Raw genomic sequence first — 17,549 nt, forward strand, 5'->3', positions numbered from 1 at the left:
CATGCAAGGAGGGCCTGGTATGGCCAACATGACGAGCTCGGTTTCGGCATCGCAGGTTGCCGGTGAGTTGGCGAGCGCTACGTTTGAGGAGATCCCCGCCCTCGTGGAGCATTATTGCGAGGACCCGCGCCAGCAGGTGATCAAGGCTTGTGAACGCGCCCTCAAACGCCATGACAAAGAGCTTGCCGAGCGCGAGCGCGTCAATGACATGTACGAGCTTATGCATGAGCTTGGCGGCGATGGGGTGGTCGTTGGTGTCGACGAGGTAGGTCGCGGATCGGTGGCCGGCCCTTTGACGGTATGCGCCGTCTGTCTTCCTATGGAGCCGCGCGTCTGGGGTATCAACGATTCCAAAAAGCTCACGCCCGCGCGCCGCGAGTTGCTCTCGGTGAAGATTGCCGAGGTGGCGACGGCAATCGGTTTTTGCCATATCGCGCCGAAGGATATCGATGAGATGGGCATGGCCCGCGCCATTCGAGCCGCTGTCGCGGGCGCCGTGGCCGATACGGGGCTCGAGCCCGATTGCGTGCTTATGGACGGTAACCCCTTGGGCGCCGTTCCCAACGAGCGCGACGTGGTGAAGGGCGATGCCAAGATCGCCTGTATCGCCGCGGCGTCCATCATGGCCAAGGTCACGCGTGATGAGGTGATGGTCGAGTACGATGCCGAGTATCCCGAGTACCATTTGGCCGAATCGAAAGGCTACGCAAGCCCCGAGCACATCGAGGCCATTCGCAAACATGGACTTTGTCCACTGCACCGCGTGAGCTTTTGCGGGAACTTTCTGCAGACTGAGCGCCTTTTCTAGGTCAATTGTGGAGACAGGGACCTCAGGGGTTTTATAAACCTGCTGGTAGCGGGCCGTATGCAACATCATTGCTGCGTACGGCCCGTTTTTTGACGGCATTTGGTCAGCTTTTGGTTTGCTTCCGGTACTTACCCGCATGAAAGGTGCCCTCATCATCGGGGCAATGCAGCGTGCGGGAAAGGAGACCCCATGAGTGCCGCAAGCAAAAAGAGCAAGACGCAGCAGCTCAAGGAGCGTTGGGAAAACGGCGAGCTCGACTGCGGGGCGATGACGCCCGAGTTTATCAAGGGACTCAGTCCCCGCGAGCTGGGCATGCTGGGCGAGCTGATCGCCATCGACTACTTTAACGAGCGCGGCTACACCTTGCTGGAGCAGGGTTATCGTTGCACCGAGGGCGAGGCCGATCTGGTGCTGCTCGATGAGCTCGACGATGTCGTGGTGATGGCCGAGGTCAAGACCAGACGCGTCGCACTGGATTGCAACACGCGGGTCTTTCCCGAGGAGGCCGTGGACGTCCAGAAGCAACGCCGCTACCGCCGCATCGCAAGCTGCTATCTCATGGAGCATTATCCGCTCAAGGCGATTCGCTTCGATGCCGTGGGCGTCACCATTCGTGGCGGGCATATCGCTGAGATCGAGCATCAGTACAACGCGTTCGATTGGCAGGTGTCGTGATGGCGTTCGAGACGTTTGCCGTTCACGCGGCCTGCATCCGCGGCGTCGAGGCGATTCACGTCACGGTCGAGGTCTCGCTTGCCGGTGGTGTTCCGGGCATCCAAATGCTCGGCATTCCGAGCATGGAGGTGATGGAGTCACGCGGTCGTATTCGCTGCGCGATGCGCTCCGCCGGGTTCGAGATCCCACGCTCGGGCATTACGGTCAACCTAGCGCCCGGCGATATTCGCAAGACCGGTAGCGGCTTTGATCTGCCCATCGCCATCGCGGTTCTGGCGGCCGATGGGCAGATTCCCCGTGACAACCTCGATCGCTGCCTTATCGCCGGCGAGCTCGGCTTGGACGGTACGGTGCTTCCCGTCAAGGGCGAGGTGGCGTTTCAGCTGCTGGCTCGCGACATGGGGCTGTCTTTTATCGCCGGCAGGTCCGACCAGCATGTGCCACTCGCGGGCGTGGATTGTGGATTCATCGATCATTTGTCTCAGCTTGCCCATGGCATGGGCGATGCCGCGCGGCACTACTTGGATTCTGAAGTGCTCGAGGCGACCTTTGAGCCCGAGCTCGACTATGCCGACGTACTGGGGCAGGAGGTCGCCAAGCGCGGCATGGCGCTTGCGGCGGCAGGAGAACTCGGCTTGCTCATGATCGGGTCCCCGGGATCGGGCAAGACGATGCTCGCGCGTCGTATGACCGGCATCCTGCCCGAGCTTTCCGTTGAGGATCAACAGGAGGCGCTGTGCATCCATTCGGTTTTGGGTGAGAACATTGATGGCTTGTTGGCGGGGCACCGGCCCTTCCGCAGCCCCCATCACAGTATTTCGACCGCAGGTCTTATCGGCGGTGGGCGCCCGGTGCACCCGGGTGAGATCAGCCTTGCTCATGGCGGCGTGCTCTTTTTGGACGAGCTTGCCGAGTTTCCCACGGGTGTGCTGCAGACGCTGCGTCAGCCCATCGAACGCGGCTACGTCAGGATCGTACGCGTCGACGGGGCTTTTACCTTCCCGTCGCGCTTTCAGCTGCTGGCTGCGAGCAATCCCTGCCCCTGCGGCTTTTTGGGCGATCGTGAGGTACCGTGTCGCTGCTCGGCGGCGATGGTCGAGCGCTATCGGTCTAAACTGCGCGGTCCTTTGGCCGACCGTATCGACATGATGATCGATGTGACCCGTCCTGACCCTCAGGTGATTATCGAGGGCGCGGAGGGTATGTCGTCAGCTGAGTTACGTGACTACGTTGTGCGCGGTCGCGCTTTTCGCGCTTGGCGCGAATCCCGTATGGACGATGCTGATGCCGAGACCGAGGATGACGAGACACGGTCCATTGACGGCGTCGTTTCGACCTTTGAGCTCGATGATGCGGCGGAGAAGTGTGTGCTCGGCCTGTCGAAGCGCACGCATCTCACGGGCCGCGGCATCGTGCGCCTGGTGCGTATCGCGCGTACAATCGCTGACGTCGCCGAGAGCGAGCAAGTGACGCAGGACCACGTGCTCGAGGCGGCGATGTACCAGGGAAGGAGGGACCAATGATGGCCGAGGGGACCTTTGAGCTGCATCCAGGTGACGCGTTGTATCCCGAGACCGTTTTGGAGCTTTCTGATGTACCCCAGACACTCTATGTGCGCGGCAACCCCGAGGTGCTTTCGACGCCCGCGCTCTCCATCATCGGCGCGCGCAAGGCCTCTCCGTATGGTCTTGCCGTGGCAGAGCTTGCGGCAAAGGTTGCGGTCGAGGCGGGCGTGACGGTAGTTTCGGGCGGCGCGGTCGGTTGTGACCAGGCCTCGGGTTGGGCTGCGGTCAATGCCGGCGGCAAACACGTCGTGGTGCTGGGGACGGGCGCCGACGTGGTCTATCCGCGCTCGAGTGCTGGCCTCATCACGCGCACACTCGATACGGGCGGCGCGGTCGTGTCGATCTCCCCGTGGGGCATGGGTCCGCGCAAGTTTGCCTTTCCGCGCCGCAATCGCGTGATCGCGGCCCTGTCGCAAGCCCTCTTTGTATCCGAGGCGGGTATGCCTTCCGGGACGTTTTCTACAGCCGAGGCTGCTATGGATTTGGGGCGAGAACTTCTTGCCGTGCCGGGGTCGATCCTATCGCCCGAGTCGCGTGGCACGAATTACCTCATTGCGAACGGTGCCTGCTGCATCATCGACGAGGAATCTATCGAGATGGCTATCTCACGCATCTACGGCACCCTGCGCTACTCGCGCCCCGATGCTTCCGGCATTGCCGACCTAGATCCAACACAGCAGACCGTGATGCATGCGCTCATCGCCTCTCCGCTCAAGGTCGACGACATCGCGGCGCTCGTCTCGCTCGATGCTGTCGGCGTACTCAAACTCTTGGGTTCGCTTGAACTCGAGGGCCTTATCGAGCGCATGATGGATGGAAGGTATGCGCCCTCCAAGTTTGCCCTTCACGCCCAGACGCCCTTCGGTCACAATGGAAAACGTGTCAATTAGAAAGGTGTTTGCAGATGCAGTTCGATCAGGTGACGGTTATCGGTGGCGGTCTGGCGGGTTCGGAATGCGCGATCCAGCTGGCAGACCGCGGTTTTGCCGTTAGGCTGTGCGAGATGCGCCCCCAGGTGAGCTCCCCGGCTCACCATACCGATCACTTGGCAGAGCTCGTCTGCTCCAATTCGTTTAAGTCGACCCGTCCGGATTCCGCGGCTGGTTTGCTGAAGGCCGAGCTTGAGCGCATGGGTTCAGTCCTGCTCGATTGCGCCCATCGCGCGGCTGTTCTCGCCGGCGGTGCCCTGGCGGTCGACCGCGTCAAGTTTTCCGAGCTTGTCGAGGCCGAGGTTGCCGCCCGTCCCAATATCGAGGTCGTGCACGGCGAGGTCACGCAGATTCCCGAGGGCCACGTGGTCATTGCCGCGGGCCCGCTGTGTTCACCGGCGCTGAGCGAAGAGGTCATGAAGCTCGTCGGTGGCGACGCCCTTGCGTTCTTCGATGCCGCGGCGCCGATCGTCGATGCCTCCACGCTCGATATGGACGTGCTGTTTTCGCAGTCGCGCTACGAGGAGCAGGGGAGCGGCGACTATCTCAACGCTCCGCTCAACAAGGAGGAGTACGAGGCCTTTATCGAGGCACTTACCACGGCCGACCGCGTGGTGCTCAAAGACTTTGAGGGCGGCGATCTGTTCCAGGCCTGCCAACCTGCCGAGGAAGTTGCGCGCACCGGCAAGGACGCCATTCGCTTTGGCGCCATGAAGCCCGTCGGCCTCACCGACCCGCGTACCGGACGTCGCCCCTGGGCGGCGATTCAGCTGCGTGCCGAGAACAAGGAGAAGACCGCCTATAACCTGGTGGGCTTCCAGACAAACCTGACCTTTGGCGAGCAGAAGCGCGTCTTCCATATGGTGCCGGGCCTGGGGAACGCTGAGTTCTTCCGCTACGGTGTCATGCATCGCAATACCTTTGTCGACGCCCCGCACGTGCTCGATGGCACCTTTGCCGTGCCCGGTACCAGCGTGCGCCTGGCCGGTCAGATCACCGGCACCGAGGGGTACATGGAAGCCGTGGCGACCGGTCTGCTCGCGGCGCTCAACACCTATGCCGAGGCTATCGGTGTCGCGGGCGTCGAGTTGCCGCGCGTGGGCGCCCTGGGTGCGCTCGTGGGCTATGCGACCGATCCTGCCACCGTGGGCTATCAGCCTATGCATGTCAACTTTGGCTTGGTGCCGCCACTCGAGGATGGTAAGCGCCGCAGCAAGCGCGACCGCTACCAGGCCTATGCGGACCGTGCGCTCGAGGCCCTTGATGCCTATCTGGAATCGCGCTCCGATCTGTTTGGAGGCGACCGGTCATAGCCTTTGACCTGTACGACACCGTCGACTCGTTTATCGCCTATATCTCACGTGTCGAGGGACTTTCTCCCAACACGGTGACGGCCTACGGCTCGAGGCTGGAGCGCTTTGCTGCCTGGTGCGAGCGCGAGGATATCGATGCTTTCGCTGCCGACGTGCGCACCATTCGTCGCTATCTTGCCGAGCTTTCGCGTGAGCAGGTGGCTCCCCGAACGCTTGCGGCGCATCTGTCGGCTATCCGATCGCTCTATCGATGGATGGCTGCCGAGGGGGTCGTGGAGGGCGATGTGGTCTCGGCAATTTCCTCGCCCAAGCTCCCGCGCGATCTACCCGGTGTGCTGACGACCCAACAGGTGGAGGCGCTGCTCAAGACGCCTGATACCTCAACACCCGCGGGACTGCGCGATGCGGCGATGCTCGAGCTGCTCTATGCCTCGGGCGCCCGTATCTCTGAGCTCGCAGCACTCAATGTGGAGTCCATTGCGTGGTCCGAACGCACGCTGCGCCTGTGGGGCAAGGGGAGCAAAGAACGTATCGTCCCTCTGTATCGTCGTGCGCTCGAGGCGACGCGTCTCTATATTGAGGAGGGGAGGCCGGAGTTGCTCGCTCAGGCAAAGCGTCGTGACCCCGCTACCGGGCCGCATCCGCTGCTTATATCGGCGCGCGGTAATCGCATGAGTGCCGCCATGCTCAGGCGGCGGTTTCATATGCTGGCGACGCTCGCCGGCATTCCGGCCGACATCGCCCCGCATGCGATGCGCCATACCTTTGCGACCGACTTGCTCGAGGGCGGCGCGGACCTGCGCTCGGTTCAAGAGCTGCTAGGTCATGCGAGCCTGTCCACGACGCAGATCTACACGCATCTCACACCCGATCGGCTTAAGCGGGCTGTGGCTCAAGCCCATCCCCGCGGCGAATAGTGGCTGGGACGTCCCGCGCCGCGCTCAGGTGTGTGGTTTTGATTGCGGGTTGGCAGGAAGATGCATTCCTGCTATCATTCATCGGGTTGCTTCACGGCAACAGGTTTTTATCACGCACGCGCGGCTACTTCATACCGTGGTGCCCGGGCTTTGGTAGCACATGTCCGGGTTGGTTTTGGAGGATGACCCCGCGCGGAGGCAAACCACAGGAGGTTTAACATGGCTACCAAGATTAATATCCGCACCCTGCTCGAGGCCGGCTGCCACTTCGGTCACCAGACCCGTCGCTGGAACCCCAAGATGAAGCCGTTCATCTTCGGTGAGCGCAACGGCATCTACATCCTCGACCTCAAGCAGACTATCCTCGACGCCGACCAGGCCTACACCTTCGTCAAGAACGTCGCCAAGGGCGGCAACGTGCTGTTCGTCGGCACCAAGAAGCAGGCTCAGGAGGCCGTCAAGAACGCTGCTGAGCGCGCCAACATGCCTTACATCAACCAGCGTTGGCTCGGCGGCATGCTGACCAACTTCGTCACCATCCGCTCCCGCATCAACCGCATGGAGGAGCTCGAGGCCATGGTCGAGGACGGTCGCATGGCAGTGCTCCCCAAGAAGGAGCAGGCTGTGCTCGGCAAGGAGCTCACCAAGCTCCAGACCAACCTCGGTGGCGCCCGCGACATGAAGGGTCTGCCCCAGGCTCTCTTCGTCATCGACACCAAGCGCGAGGAGAACGCCATCAAGGAGGCTCAGCGCCTGAACATCCCCGTCGTCGCTCTGATCGACACCAACTCCGATCCCGACGAGGTCGAGTACGGCATTCCCTGCAATGATGACGCTATCTCTGCTGTCACCCTTATGTGCGAGCTCATGGCTGACGCCTGCCTCGCTGGCTCCGGCAAGGAGCAGGTCTCCGAGGCCGAGATGGCCGCTGAGCCCAAGGCCGAGTAAATCAGTCTTAGTTAATTCTTTTTCATCTCTTTGAAAGGAACCACAATGGCCCAGATTACCGCCGCTATGGTCAAGCAGCTCCGCGAGATGACCGACTCCCCGATGATGGAGTGCAAGAAGGCTCTCGTCGAGGCTGACGGCGACATGGACGCCGCTGTCGACGTTCTGCGTAAGAACGGCCTCGCCAAGGCTGCCAAGAAGGCTGGCCGTGAGACCAACGAGGGCGCTGTCGCCGCGTTCGTCTCCGAGGATGGCAAGACCGGTGCTCTGCTCGAGCTCTCCTGCGAGACCGACTTCGTTGGCTCCAACGCCAAGTTCACTGGCTTTGCTTCCAAGGTCGCTGAGGTTGTCGCTACCACCGAGCCTGCTGACGTCGACGCTCTGCTCGAGAAGCCGATGGGCGAGGAGACCGTTTCCTCCGAGCTCACCGAGATGATTCACATCATGGGCGAGAACATGAAGATCTCCCGCTTCGCTGCCCGCAAGGCCGAGAACGGCGCGCTCGCTTCTTACATCCACATGGGTGGTAAGATCGGCGTCCTCGTCGAGTTTGCTTTCGAGAAGGCCGAGACCGCTCAGGCTGAGTCCTTCAAGGCCTTCGCTCACGACGTTGCCCTTCAGGTTGCCGCCGTCGCCCCGATCTGCGCTACCCGCGATCAGGTTCCGGCCGAGACCGTCGAGCACGAGAAGCAGATCTACATGGCTCAGGCTGCCGAGTCCGGCAAGCCCGAGGCTATCCAGGAGAAGATGGCTGTCGGCCGTCTGGAGAAGTTCTACAAGCAGTCCGTGCTCACCGAGCAGGAGTTCATCAAGGACAGCTCCCTCACCATCAAGAAGTACGCTGAGCAGGTCTCCAAGGAGCTTGGCGACACCATTACCGTCGTTGCCTTCGACCGTCTGGTCCGTGGCGAGTAAATAAGCTCTTGTAGCTGGTAATGAGCAGGCTGTGGGTTTTACTCACAGCCTGCTTTTTCATGGCTCCCCGTTAAGCCTTTGTTATCATATTGAGAGTCTAATTAAAGGAGGATCGCTTTGTCCGACATCCGATATAAACGCGTGCTTCTTAAGCTTTCCGGCGAAGCACTGATGGGCGACGGCCAATATGGCATCGACCCCAAGGTTACCGACCATCTTGCCAAGCAGGTCAAGGAGCTGCTCGCCGTTGGCCATGAGGTCGGCGTCGTTGTCGGCGGCGGCAATATTTTCCGTGGCATGGCCGGCGCTGCCGGTGGCATGGAGCGTGCTCAGGCCGACTACATGGGCATGCTGGCAACCGTTATGAACGCGCTCGCCCTGCAGGATGCCTTCGAGCACAACGATGTTCCCTGCCGCGTGATGAGCGCTATCCAGATGAACGAGATCTGCGAGCCCTATATTCGTCGCCGCGCTATCAACCATCTGTCCAAGGGCAACGTCGTCATCTTCGCTGCCGGTTCGGGCAATCCGTACTTTACGACCGACACCGCCGCGGCTCTTCGTGCGTGCGAGATCGGCGCCGAGATTCTGATTAAAGCCACCAAGGTTGACGGCATCTACGACAAGGATCCCGTCAAGTGCGCCGATGCCGTCCGTTTTGACAAGATTACCTATCACGAGGTTCTCGTTCGCGGCCTGCAGGTTATGGATTCCACGGCTACGGCCCTGTGCCAGGATAACCGTATGCCTATTTTGGTCCTCAACATCGATGGCGAGGACACCGTCAAGCGCGCGCTCGCGGGTGAGCCCGTCGGCACGCTCGTCTATCAGGAGGATTAAGCATGGCAGAGAACATCACCGCCCATATGGACAAGTCGCTCGAGTCCCTCAAGCATAACTTCTCCAAGGTCCGTACCGGTCGCGCCAACGCCAACATTCTGTCCGACATCACCGTTGATTATTACGGTGTCCCCACGCCGGTCACGCAGGTTGCCGCCGTCAAGACCCCCGAGGCTCACATGCTGCTCATCGAGCCGTGGGACAAGGCGCTCATCAACGCTATCGTCAAGGCCATCGGCGCTTCCGATCTGGGCATTACCCCCAACTCCGATGGCACCGTCGTTCGTCTGCCGTTCCCGGCGCCCACTGAGGAGCGCCGTCGCGAGCTCGTCAAGGAGTGCCGCGAGTACGCCGAGCAGGCCAAGGTGTCTATCCGTAACATCCGTCGCGACTTCAACAATAAGCTCGAGCGCGATGAGGAGCTCACCGAGGACGATGTCCGTCGCGAGCAGGCCAAGGTCCAGAAGCACACCGATGAGTATGTCGCCAAGGTCGAGGAGCTTCTGAAGGAAAAAGAAGCCGAGGTCATGGAGATCTAAGGTGCAATACGACGAGCATAAACTGGTCGAGTACTTTGCCGACGCCCCTGCGGGCGTCGGTTTTTCCGACCTTGACCTCAATAACATTCCGCACCATATCTCGTGCATCATGGACGGCAACGGTCGTTGGGCCACGTCGCGCGGTCTTGCACGCACCGAGGGTCATAAGGCAGGTATCCTCTCGCTGCGCGAGATCATTACCGCCTGCGTGCGCCTGGGCGTCGACGTGCTTTCTGCCTATGCGTTTTCTACCGAAAACTGGAACCGTCCGCAGCATGAGGTCAACGTCTTGATGCATCTGTTTGCCAAGACGTTTATCGACGAGCTGCCGCTTCTTAAGCGCGAAAATGTGCGTGTTGTCTTTTTGGGTGACATTTCCGCGCTGCCCAAGAAGACCCGCGACGTTTTTGAACGCGGTCTTGCCGAGTGCGCCGATCACACCGGTATGACGCTGGCGCTTGCCGTCAACTACGGCGCGCGTGCCGAGATTACCCGCGCTGTCCGTCAGATTGCACTCGACGCTGCCGCCGGTAAGATCGATCCTGCCGCAATTGATGACGACATGGTGGCTTCCCACCTCTATACTGCCGGCCTTCCCGATCCTGAGCTTGTGATTCGCACCTCTGGTGAGCTGCGCCTTTCGAACTATCTGCTGTGGCAGGTGGCTTATTCCGAATTCTACGTCACCGATACCTATTGGCCCGACTTTGATCGTTGGGGCCTTGTCGACGCCATTTTGGCCTATCAGGGCCGTGACCGTAGGTTTGGTGGACTGAGCAAGACCGAGGAGGCTTAATCGTGTCCGATCGTCCCAAGGCATCTGCTCCCAAGACGCCTGCGCGCAAAGCTGCCACTGCGGGAGCGCCTGCAGCGAAGAGCGGCACCGGTTCGTGGCTGGCGGGCTTTATTACCCGTGCCGCCGCCGGTATCGTCTACGCCGTTGTCTTTATCCTGTGCCTGGTTTTGGGTATCGTGCCCACGGCCATCTTTGTTTCCGTCATGAGCGGTCTGTGCTGCTATGAGTTTTTCCGTATGACAAGGCTCGATGGCAAGATGGCTAACGAGCGCATGGGTATCGCTGCCGCCGTACTCTTTCCGCTGTCAGCGTTGGGCGATTCGATGTTGCTGAATGCCCTGCTTTTTGCCTTGATGCTCGCTGTGGGCATTTGGTATGTCTGGTCGCCGCGTACCCGCATCTCTGATGTGGCCGTGACGCTCATGGGTCCCATCTACACTGGCTTTATGCTGTCGGCTATCGTGCTGCTGCGCGATGCCGTGCCCGGTTTTGCCGGCGCCCTGCTTTCAGTGGGCGTTTGCGCGTCCCTTTGGGTCTCCGATTCGTTTGCCTACATCGTGGGCAGCCGTATCGGCAAGCACAAGATGGTTCCCAAGATTTCTCCCAAAAAGAGTTGGGAGGGGTTTGTCGGCGGCATCCTGGGCTCGGTTTTGATTTGGCTCATCCTGTGGGCGACGCACTTCTACAAGCTCAGCCTGCCCTATGCGCTGCTGTGCGGCGTGGTCGTGTCCATTCTGGGCGTTATCGGCGACCTTATCGAGTCGCGCATCAAGCGCGGTGTGGGCGTCAAGGATTCCGGCAACCTTATCCCGGGCCACGGCGGCATGCTCGATCGTAGCGATTCGCTTATCTTCGGTTGCATCACCGCGCAGCTGTTGCTGATGATCGGAGGCGTGCTGTAATGTCCTTCCAGACGACGTATGGCCCTGATGGACGCCTTCGCGTTGCCATCCTGGGTTGTACGGGCTCTATCGGCACCCAGGCGCTCGATGTGTGCCGCCAGCATGCCGATCGCCTGCAGGTGACGGCGCTGTCCGTTAACTCCAGTACCTCCGAGCTCGTTGCCGCTGCCCGCGAGTTCTCGGTTCCGGCGGTTGCCGTGGCCGATGTCGATCATGGCGATGACGCCGTGCTGCAGGAGTTGCCCGAGGGAACGAAGCTCGGCGTTGGCGCGCAGGCGGTTTGCGAGCTCGCGCGTCGCGACGATGTCGACTGCGTGCTTGTCGCTATTGTGGGCGCCGCCGGTCTCGAGGCGAGCCATGCGGCCTTGACCTCGAATAAGCGCCTTGCCCTTGCCAACAAGGAGTCCCTCGTCGTCGGTGGCGACTTGCTTATGCCGTTGGCGCAACCGGGCCAGCTTATTCCAGTCGACTCTGAGCACTCCGCCATTTACCAGTGCTATCTGGGGGAGAACCCGCGCGAGGCTCATTGTATTTGGCTCACCTGCTCGGGCGGTCCGTTCTTTGGCTGCACGCGCGACGAGCTCGATCGCGTGACGCGTGCCGATGCCCTCGCGCATCCCACGTGGGCCATGGGTGCCAAGATCACCATTGACTCCGCCACCCTCATGAACAAGGGCCTGGAGCGCATTGAGGCCATGCATCTGTTTAACTGCGACCTCGATTTCATTAACGTGGTCGTGCAGCGTCAGTCCAAGATTCACTCTATGGTCGAGTTCGCCGACGGCTCCGTGATGGCGCATCTCGGTGCATCCGACATGCGTATTCCCATCCAGTTCGCGTTCTCGTATCCCGAGCGTTGGGATACCCCGGCGCCTCGTATCGATTTCCGCGAGCTGGGGCAGCTCACGTTTGATGCTGCCGACATGGATACCTTCCGCTGTCTGGCACTGGCCGAACGCGCCGGCAAGACGGGTGGCACCATGCCGTGCGTGCTCAATGCCGCCAACGAGGTCGCCGTCGATGCCTTCCTGCACGATGGCTGCAGCTTTACCGATATCGATCGCATTGTGGAATCCTGCATGGATGCCCACGATATGCAGGCGATCGATTCGTTTGAGCAGCTTCGCGACATCGATTCGTGGGCGCGTGAAAAAGCTGCGCAGGTGCTCGCCGCAACCCGTTCCTAACCCATAAGGATTGCTTTTTCGTTTTATGGATACTGTTCTGAGCGTTCTCTCATCGGTCTTTTGGGGCCTGCTGATGCTTTCCGTCCTCGTGTTTTTGCACGAGGGCGGCCACTTTTTGGCGGCGCGTGCCTGCGGCGTCCGGGTGACTGAGTTCTTCTTGGGCCTGCCGTGCCGCTTTGATATCCATCACACATCGCGTCGCATTGGAACCAAGTTTGGCGTGACGCCGCTGCTGCTGGGTGGCTATGCTGCCATTTGCGGCATGGATCCGACCGACGTCTCGTGTGCCGATCGCGTGCTCGCGGCCATCTATCGCCACGGCCGGGTGACGGTGGCCGATCTTGCCGTCGAGCTCGAGCTGTCCGAGGAGGATGTGCTCGAGGCCTGTGCTTTGCTGTTGGGCTGGGGCTCTATCGCTCCCTGGTATGAAGAAGGGGAAAAGCCTTCGCCCAGCTACTATCCCACCAAGTACCAGACTCTGCCGCGTGACGCGGCGGGTTATACCACCTTTGACGGCCGTCGGTTCGATCGCGGGCATGCGACTGCCGAGGGCGATGTATGGGAACTGCCGTGCGACGAGGCCGAATTCCTTGCGCGCGAGCGCTCGCACACCTATTTGGGCCAGGGCTTTGTCAAGCGTGCCTTTATGCTGCTTGCGGGCATTATCGTCAATATCCTGACGGGTTTTTTGCTCCTTATGAGCATCTATTCCATCGCAGGTGTCACCGTGCCGGTGGATACCAATGTGATTGGCCAGGTTGACGAAGGCTCGATTGCCGCCTCGGCGGGAATCGAGGGCGGCGACGCGATTCTTTCGGTCGACGGTGTATCGTGCTCTACCTGGATGGACGTTTACGATGCCATCGGCAAGGCTGCCGGTAAGGACGATATCGCCATTGAGTACGAGCGTGACGGCAAGCAGCATTCGACCACGGTTGCGCTCAAAGAGGACGATCGCCTAGGTGTGTATGCCTCTACGCAGGTGGTCCGTTTAGACCCCATCACGTCGGCTCGCCTGTCGTTCTCCTATGTTGTGCAGACAGCGGAGGGCGTGATGCGCCTGCTCCAGCCGCAGCATACGATGGAGATTCTCGATCAGTCCTCTTCGATCGTGGGTATTAGCGTTATGTCCTCACAGGCTGCTGCTGCCGGCCCTGCCACGTTCCTTTCGTTTGCCGCCCTCATTTCATTCTCGCTTGGCTTTATGAACCTGCTGCCCATCCCGCCACTCGATGGCGGCAAGCTAGTCATCGAGATCATTCAGAAGATTGCGGGCCGCGAGCTTCCGCTCAAGGTCCAGACGATTGTGAGCTATGTGGGCATCGCGCTCTTTGCGCTGCTGTTTGTCTATATGCTTCGTTCCGACATCCTTCGATTTATTCTGTAGGGGAGTGTTTGGATTGTCTTTATCCCATCCTTTGCCTCGCGAGCTGACGCGCCCCGTGCATGTGGGCGGCGTGCAGATCGGTGGCGGCGCGCCGGTGGTGGTCCAATCTATGACCTGCACCGATACCGCTGATGCCCAGGCAACGCTTGCGCAAGTGTGCGCGTTGGCGCAGGCTGGCTGCGATATCGTGCGCGTGAGCGTGCCCTCCGAGGCCGCGCTTGAGGGCTTCCGCACCATCTGTGCCGAGTCTCCGGTGCCGATTGTCGCCGATATCCACTTTAACCATAAGCTCGCCATTGGTGCCGTTGAGGCCGGTGCCGCCAAGCTGCGCATCAATCCCGGCAATATCGGCGATTGGGCCAAGGTTGACGCGGTGATCGATGCTGCGGGTGCCTCGGGCTGTGCGATTCGCATTGGCGTGAACGCGGGCTCGCTTGAGCAAGATATTGCCGAGCGCGACGACCTCACGCAGCCCGAAAAGCTCGTGATGTCGAGCGAGCGCTTCGTCAAGCACTTTGAGGATCGCGGCTTTACGAACATTGTGCTTTCGGCCAAGGCCCATAGCGTGCAAACGACGCTCGATGCCTATCGAGCCCTGTCACGTGAGATTCCCCACGTTCCGCTTCACCTGGGCGTGACGGAGGCGGGGACCAAGCTTCAGGGCACCATCAAGAGCTCTGTAGGCTTGGGTATCTTGCTTTCCGAAGGCATCGGCGACACCATGCGTGTGTCGCTCACGGCCGATCCGGTTGAGGAGCCGCCGGTCGCCTGGGGAATTCTACAGTCGCTGGGCCTGCGTCGCCGTGGTCCCGAGATTGTCTCGTGCCCCACGTGCGCCCGCTGCCAGGTTAACCTCATTCCCATCGCCGAGGAGGTCACCGAGCGGCTTAAGAACTATTCCGCGCCGCTTTCGATTGCCGTCATGGGATGTGCCGTTAATGGCCCCGGTGAGGCTTCTGATGCCGACCTAGGCGTTGCTTGCGGACGTGGTCAGGCCTTGCTCTTTTCGCATGGCCAGATCATTGGTAAAGTAGCTGAGGACCAAATTGTCGACGCGCTTATGGCAGAGGTCGACAAACTTATTGAGGAGAAATAAATGACCCGAGCAATGTATATGTCTAAGCTCTATGCGCCGACGCTTAAAGAGGATCCGGCGGACGCTGAGCTCGCCAGCCACCGCCTGCTGCTCCGTGCCGGCATGATCCGCAAGGAGGCCGCCGGTCTGTATTCCTACCTGCCGCTCGCATGGCGCTCGATTCGCAAGATTGAGAACATCGTGCGCGACGAGATGGACGCCGCCGGCGCCCAGGAGCTTATGATGCCTATCATGGTCGATGCCGAGTTGTGGCGTGAGTCCGGCCGTATCGATGCCTATGGCAAGGAGCTTGTGCGCTTTGACGACCGTCATGGTCGCGAGTTCGTGCTGGGCCCCACGCACGAGGAGACCGTCACGGCCCTGGTGCGCAACGAGCTGCGCTCCTATAAGCAGCTGCCAGTGAATCTCTATCACATCCAGGATAAGTTCCGCGACGAGTTCCGTCCCCGTTTTGGCCTGATGCGCGGTCGCGAGTTCATCATGAAGGATGCCTACAGCTTCTCCGCCACGCAGGAGAGCTTGCAGGAGGAGTATGACAAGATGAAGCAGGCCTACGCTAACATTTGCGAGCGCTGCTACATCAAGGCCTTGCCCGTCGTTGCCGACTCCGGCGAGATCGGTGGCGATACCTCCGTCGAGTACATGGCTTTGGCCGACGCCGGCGAGGCTTCTCTCGTCTATTGCGATGACTGCGGTTTTGCCGCCGATGATGAGGCTGCAAGCACCAAGGTCGTCGTGACCGAGGGCCCCGGCGACGGTACGCTTACCAAGGTCGAGACTCCGGGCATGGGCACCATTGAGGCCGTTGCTAAGTTCTTTGGGTTCCCCGAGAACGGCACGCGCAAGTCCCTGGCGCTCATCGATGCCGAGGGCAAGCCCGTCGTGGCCATCGTCCCGGGCGATCATGAGCTCAACGACTGCAAGGCCGAGCATGTCTTTGGCAAGGGTTATCGCATGATGACGGACGAGGAGCTCCAGACCTACGGTCTGCACAAGGGCTTTATCGGACCGGTTAACTTGCCCGAGGGCATCCGTCTGGTGTGCGACGAGAGCCTGCGCGAGTCCAAGCAGTGGGCCTGCGGTGCCAACGAGGTCGATTATCACTTTACCGGTGCCTGCCCCGAGCGCGACTTTACCGTCGATGAGTGGGCAGATCTGGTCACCGTCGTTGCCGGCGATCCCTGCCCGCACTGCGGCAAGCCGCTCTCTGCTGCTCGCGGCATCGAGGTCTCGCAGGTCTTCCAGCTGGGTACCAAGTATTCCGAGGCCATGGGCGCCACCTTTATGGACGAGGACGGCAAGGAGAAGCCGCTTATCATGGGTTGCTACGGCGTGGGCGTGTCCCGCTCGCTTGCTGCCGTCGTGGAGCAGCACAACGACGAGCACGGTATCGTCTGGCCGGTTTCCGTTGCCCCGTACGAGGTCGCTGTGATTCCGCTCGATCCCAAGAAGGAGGAGTGCGCAACCGTCTGCGACCAAATCGTCGAGGGCTTGTGCGCCGAGGGTATCGAGGTCGTCGTCGACGACCGCGACGAGCGTCCCGGCTTTAAGTTTGCCGATAACGACCTTATGGGATTCCCGTATCAGGTGGTGCTTGGCAAGCGTGGCCTTAAGAATGGCACCGTTGAGCTCAAGGACCGTGCCACGGGCGAGCGCGAGGACGTGGCGATTGACGAGGTCGTCGCCAAGGTTGCCGAGCTTGTTAAGGCGGCCCGCCGTTAATCGACGTTTCTGCTATTAGATGTAATTGCGGGACTGCTCCGTATCTCTCTTAGGAAGAGATGCGGAGCAGTCTATTTTGTTGCGTGAATAAACTCGATGGGTAAAGGAAAACCCCACAGCCCATATGAGCTGCGGGGTTTTCTTGTGCCTCCGATGCGAAATAAATCGCTCAGATATTACTGATAATCGACGACGTCGATCCAGTTCTTCAGGAACTCATCGTTCACGTTGCGCTTACGAGCGAGCTCGGAAGCGGCGACGATGCTCGTCCACTGACGCACGACCTGCATGGGCATGTCGGCGCGGTCGCAGTAGAGCTCCAGGTAGGCCTCGGCCTGATCCTTGCTGTTGAGGGCGAAGAGCAGGTAGGTGGTGGCAACGTCGGCAGCAGGGGAGCCCTGGGTGGCGTGTGCCCAGTCGCACACATAGAGCTGGCCGTCGTCGCCGACGATGACGTTGGAGGGGTTGAAGTCGCCGTGGCAGACCTTGAACTCCTTGGTCATGCCGTCCAGACGCTCCTGAAGGTTGTAGCGCGTGGTGGCATTGAGCTGATCAAGGCTGTCGATCATGCGGGCGAACTTGTCGCGCTGACGGTTGAGCAGCGGGGAGGTGTAGCCGTGGATCTCGATTTGGAGGTCGACGAACATCTCGAGATACTCACCAAAGCGCTGGGGCTCGGCAGTCATCTTCTCGGCAAGGGTGGTGCCCGGAACCTTCTCGGTCACGAGCGCCCAGCCGTTGGCGTTCTCGAGCTGGGAAACCTCGAGAGCCTTGGGGCTGCGGATGCCGCACTCATTGATGCGGGCAAGATTCAAAGCCTCGTTGAACACGTCGGAGACAGGCTTGGTCTCGTTAAAGACCTTGACAATCTTGTCGCCCAGGTCGTAAACGACCTTGTTGCCACGGCGGACGAGCTCGGTCTTGGAATCGGGTAGCAGCATGGTTGCATCCTTTCAACGATGCGATAGAAGCGACGGCGGGGGTGTGTGAAACACCCGTGCACCCCCGCC

17 protein-coding genes are annotated in these 17,549 nt (G+C 60.6%); 16 read left to right on the plus strand and 1 reads right to left on the minus strand.

Annotated features, from left to right (window positions below; translation table 11 throughout):
* Window positions 1-19: 19 nt before the first annotated feature.
* The 16 genes from DWZ15_RS04510 (at window position 20) to DWZ15_RS04585 (ending at window position 16,539) form a co-directional block, all read left to right on the plus strand.
* The gene (locus tag DWZ15_RS04510; RefSeq protein ID WP_118449624.1) at window positions 20-808 is read left to right on the plus strand and encodes a ribonuclease HII; all 789 of its coding nucleotides are present in this window, start codon (window positions 20-22) and stop codon (window positions 806-808) included.
* A 189-nt stretch (window positions 809-997) separates the two neighbouring features.
* Window positions 998-1,483, plus strand: coding sequence for a YraN family protein (locus tag DWZ15_RS04515; RefSeq protein WP_118449626.1), 486 nt, complete (start codon window positions 998-1,000; stop codon window positions 1,481-1,483).
* Entirely contained in the window at window positions 1,483-3,006 is a 1,524-nt protein-coding gene (locus DWZ15_RS04520; RefSeq protein ID WP_118449628.1) for a YifB family Mg chelatase-like AAA ATPase, read from the plus strand. The genes DWZ15_RS04515 and DWZ15_RS04520 overlap by 1 nt, the downstream gene beginning before the upstream one ends.
* Window positions 3,003-3,938, plus strand: a complete 936-nt coding sequence (locus tag DWZ15_RS04525; protein WP_369833222.1) for a DNA-processing protein DprA — start codon at window positions 3,003-3,005, stop codon at window positions 3,936-3,938. Before DWZ15_RS04520 ends, DWZ15_RS04525 begins: the two co-directional genes overlap by 4 nt.
* 14 nt (window positions 3,939-3,952) lie before the next feature.
* Window positions 3,953-5,290: a methylenetetrahydrofolate--tRNA-(uracil(54)-C(5))-methyltransferase (FADH(2)-oxidizing) TrmFO gene (gene trmFO, locus DWZ15_RS04530; protein WP_118449630.1), complete on the plus strand. Its 1,338-nt coding sequence runs from the start codon at window positions 3,953-3,955 to the stop codon at window positions 5,288-5,290.
* An 8-nt stretch (window positions 5,291-5,298) separates the two neighbouring features.
* Complete coding sequence (locus tag DWZ15_RS04535) at window positions 5,299-6,207, plus strand: tyrosine recombinase (RefSeq protein WP_252200135.1); 909 nt, start codon at window positions 5,299-5,301, stop codon at window positions 6,205-6,207.
* A 219-nt stretch (window positions 6,208-6,426) separates the two neighbouring features.
* Window positions 6,427-7,155, plus strand: coding sequence for a 30S ribosomal protein S2 (rpsB, locus tag DWZ15_RS04540; RefSeq protein WP_006236109.1), 729 nt, complete (start codon window positions 6,427-6,429; stop codon window positions 7,153-7,155).
* A 45-nt stretch (window positions 7,156-7,200) separates the two neighbouring features.
* Entirely contained in the window at window positions 7,201-8,070 is an 870-nt protein-coding gene (gene tsf / locus DWZ15_RS04545; protein WP_089573406.1) for a translation elongation factor Ts, read from the plus strand.
* 117 nt (window positions 8,071-8,187) lie between these two features.
* On the plus strand, window positions 8,188-8,910 hold the full coding sequence (gene pyrH, locus DWZ15_RS04550) for a UMP kinase (protein WP_040359955.1): 723 nt from the start codon (window positions 8,188-8,190) through the stop codon (window positions 8,908-8,910).
* A 2-nt stretch (window positions 8,911-8,912) separates the two neighbouring features.
* Window positions 8,913-9,449 carry a ribosome recycling factor gene (gene frr / locus DWZ15_RS04555; protein WP_006236112.1) on the plus strand — a complete coding sequence of 179 codons (537 nt, stop codon included), beginning with the start codon at window positions 8,913-8,915 and terminating at the stop codon, window positions 9,447-9,449.
* A 1-nt stretch (window position 9,450) separates the two neighbouring features.
* A complete protein-coding gene (locus DWZ15_RS04560) occupies window positions 9,451-10,245 on the plus strand; it encodes an isoprenyl transferase (protein ID WP_089573403.1) in 795 nt (264 codons plus the stop codon).
* A 2-nt stretch (window positions 10,246-10,247) separates the two neighbouring features.
* On the plus strand, window positions 10,248-11,147 hold the full coding sequence (locus tag DWZ15_RS04565) for a phosphatidate cytidylyltransferase (RefSeq protein WP_233524910.1): 900 nt from the start codon (window positions 10,248-10,250) through the stop codon (window positions 11,145-11,147).
* Window positions 11,147-12,334 (plus strand): 1-deoxy-D-xylulose-5-phosphate reductoisomerase, encoded by a 1,188-nt coding sequence (gene dxr / locus DWZ15_RS04570; protein ID WP_118449634.1) that lies wholly within the window; start codon window positions 11,147-11,149, stop codon window positions 12,332-12,334. The genes DWZ15_RS04565 and dxr overlap by 1 nt, the downstream gene beginning before the upstream one ends.
* A gap of 25 nt (window positions 12,335-12,359) precedes the next feature.
* Window positions 12,360-13,721 carry an RIP metalloprotease gene (locus DWZ15_RS04575; RefSeq protein ID WP_118449636.1) on the plus strand — a complete coding sequence of 454 codons (1,362 nt, stop codon included), beginning with the start codon at window positions 12,360-12,362 and terminating at the stop codon, window positions 13,719-13,721.
* 13 nt (window positions 13,722-13,734) lie between these two features.
* Window positions 13,735-14,817, plus strand: a complete 1,083-nt coding sequence (gene ispG, locus DWZ15_RS04580; protein ID WP_118449638.1) for a flavodoxin-dependent (E)-4-hydroxy-3-methylbut-2-enyl-diphosphate synthase — start codon at window positions 13,735-13,737, stop codon at window positions 14,815-14,817.
* Window positions 14,818-16,539 (plus strand): proline--tRNA ligase, encoded by a 1,722-nt coding sequence (locus DWZ15_RS04585; RefSeq protein ID WP_233502546.1) that lies wholly within the window; start codon window positions 14,818-14,820, stop codon window positions 16,537-16,539.
* 176 nt (window positions 16,540-16,715) lie between these two features.
* Here DWZ15_RS04585 and DWZ15_RS04590 read toward each other — a convergent pair whose 3' ends face one another.
* Window positions 16,716-17,480: an aminoglycoside phosphotransferase family protein gene (locus DWZ15_RS04590; RefSeq protein ID WP_006236119.1), complete on the minus strand. Its 765-nt coding sequence runs from the start codon at window positions 17,478-17,480 to the stop codon at window positions 16,716-16,718.
* Window positions 17,481-17,549: the final 69 nt, after the last annotated feature.

Origin of the sequence: Collinsella sp. AF29-7AC (genome assembly GCF_003475665.1) — a bacterium.
Taxonomy (GTDB): domain Bacteria; phylum Actinomycetota; class Coriobacteriia; order Coriobacteriales; family Coriobacteriaceae; genus Collinsella.

Bases quoted from the DNA above. Each gene is read 5' to 3' on its own strand.
- DWZ15_RS04575 (WP_118449636.1), top strand. From the start codon at position 12,360: ATGGATACTGTTCTGAGCGTTCTCTCATCGGTCTTTTGGGGCCTGCTG.
- frr (WP_006236112.1), top strand. From the start codon at position 8,913: ATGGCAGAGAACATCACCGCCCATATGGACAAGTCGCTCGAGTCCCTC.
- dxr (WP_118449634.1), top strand. From the start codon at position 11,147: ATGTCCTTCCAGACGACGTATGGCCCTGATGGACGCCTTCGCGTTGCC.
- DWZ15_RS04585 (WP_233502546.1), top strand. From the start codon at position 14,818: ATGACCCGAGCAATGTATATGTCTAAGCTCTATGCGCCGACGCTTAAA.
- rpsB (WP_006236109.1), top strand. From the start codon at position 6,427: ATGGCTACCAAGATTAATATCCGCACCCTGCTCGAGGCCGGCTGCCAC.
- DWZ15_RS04590 (WP_006236119.1), bottom strand. From the start codon at position 17,480: ATGCTGCTACCCGATTCCAAGACCGAGCTCGTCCGCCGTGGCAACAAG.
- tsf (WP_089573406.1), top strand. From the start codon at position 7,201: ATGGCCCAGATTACCGCCGCTATGGTCAAGCAGCTCCGCGAGATGACC.
- DWZ15_RS04520 (WP_118449628.1), top strand. From the start codon at position 1,483: ATGGCGTTCGAGACGTTTGCCGTTCACGCGGCCTGCATCCGCGGCGTC.
- DWZ15_RS04515 (WP_118449626.1), top strand. From the start codon at position 998: ATGAGTGCCGCAAGCAAAAAGAGCAAGACGCAGCAGCTCAAGGAGCGT.
- trmFO (WP_118449630.1), top strand. From the start codon at position 3,953: ATGCAGTTCGATCAGGTGACGGTTATCGGTGGCGGTCTGGCGGGTTCG.
- DWZ15_RS04510 (WP_118449624.1), top strand. From the start codon at position 20: ATGGCCAACATGACGAGCTCGGTTTCGGCATCGCAGGTTGCCGGTGAG.
- DWZ15_RS04525 (WP_369833222.1), top strand. From the start codon at position 3,003: ATGATGGCCGAGGGGACCTTTGAGCTGCATCCAGGTGACGCGTTGTAT.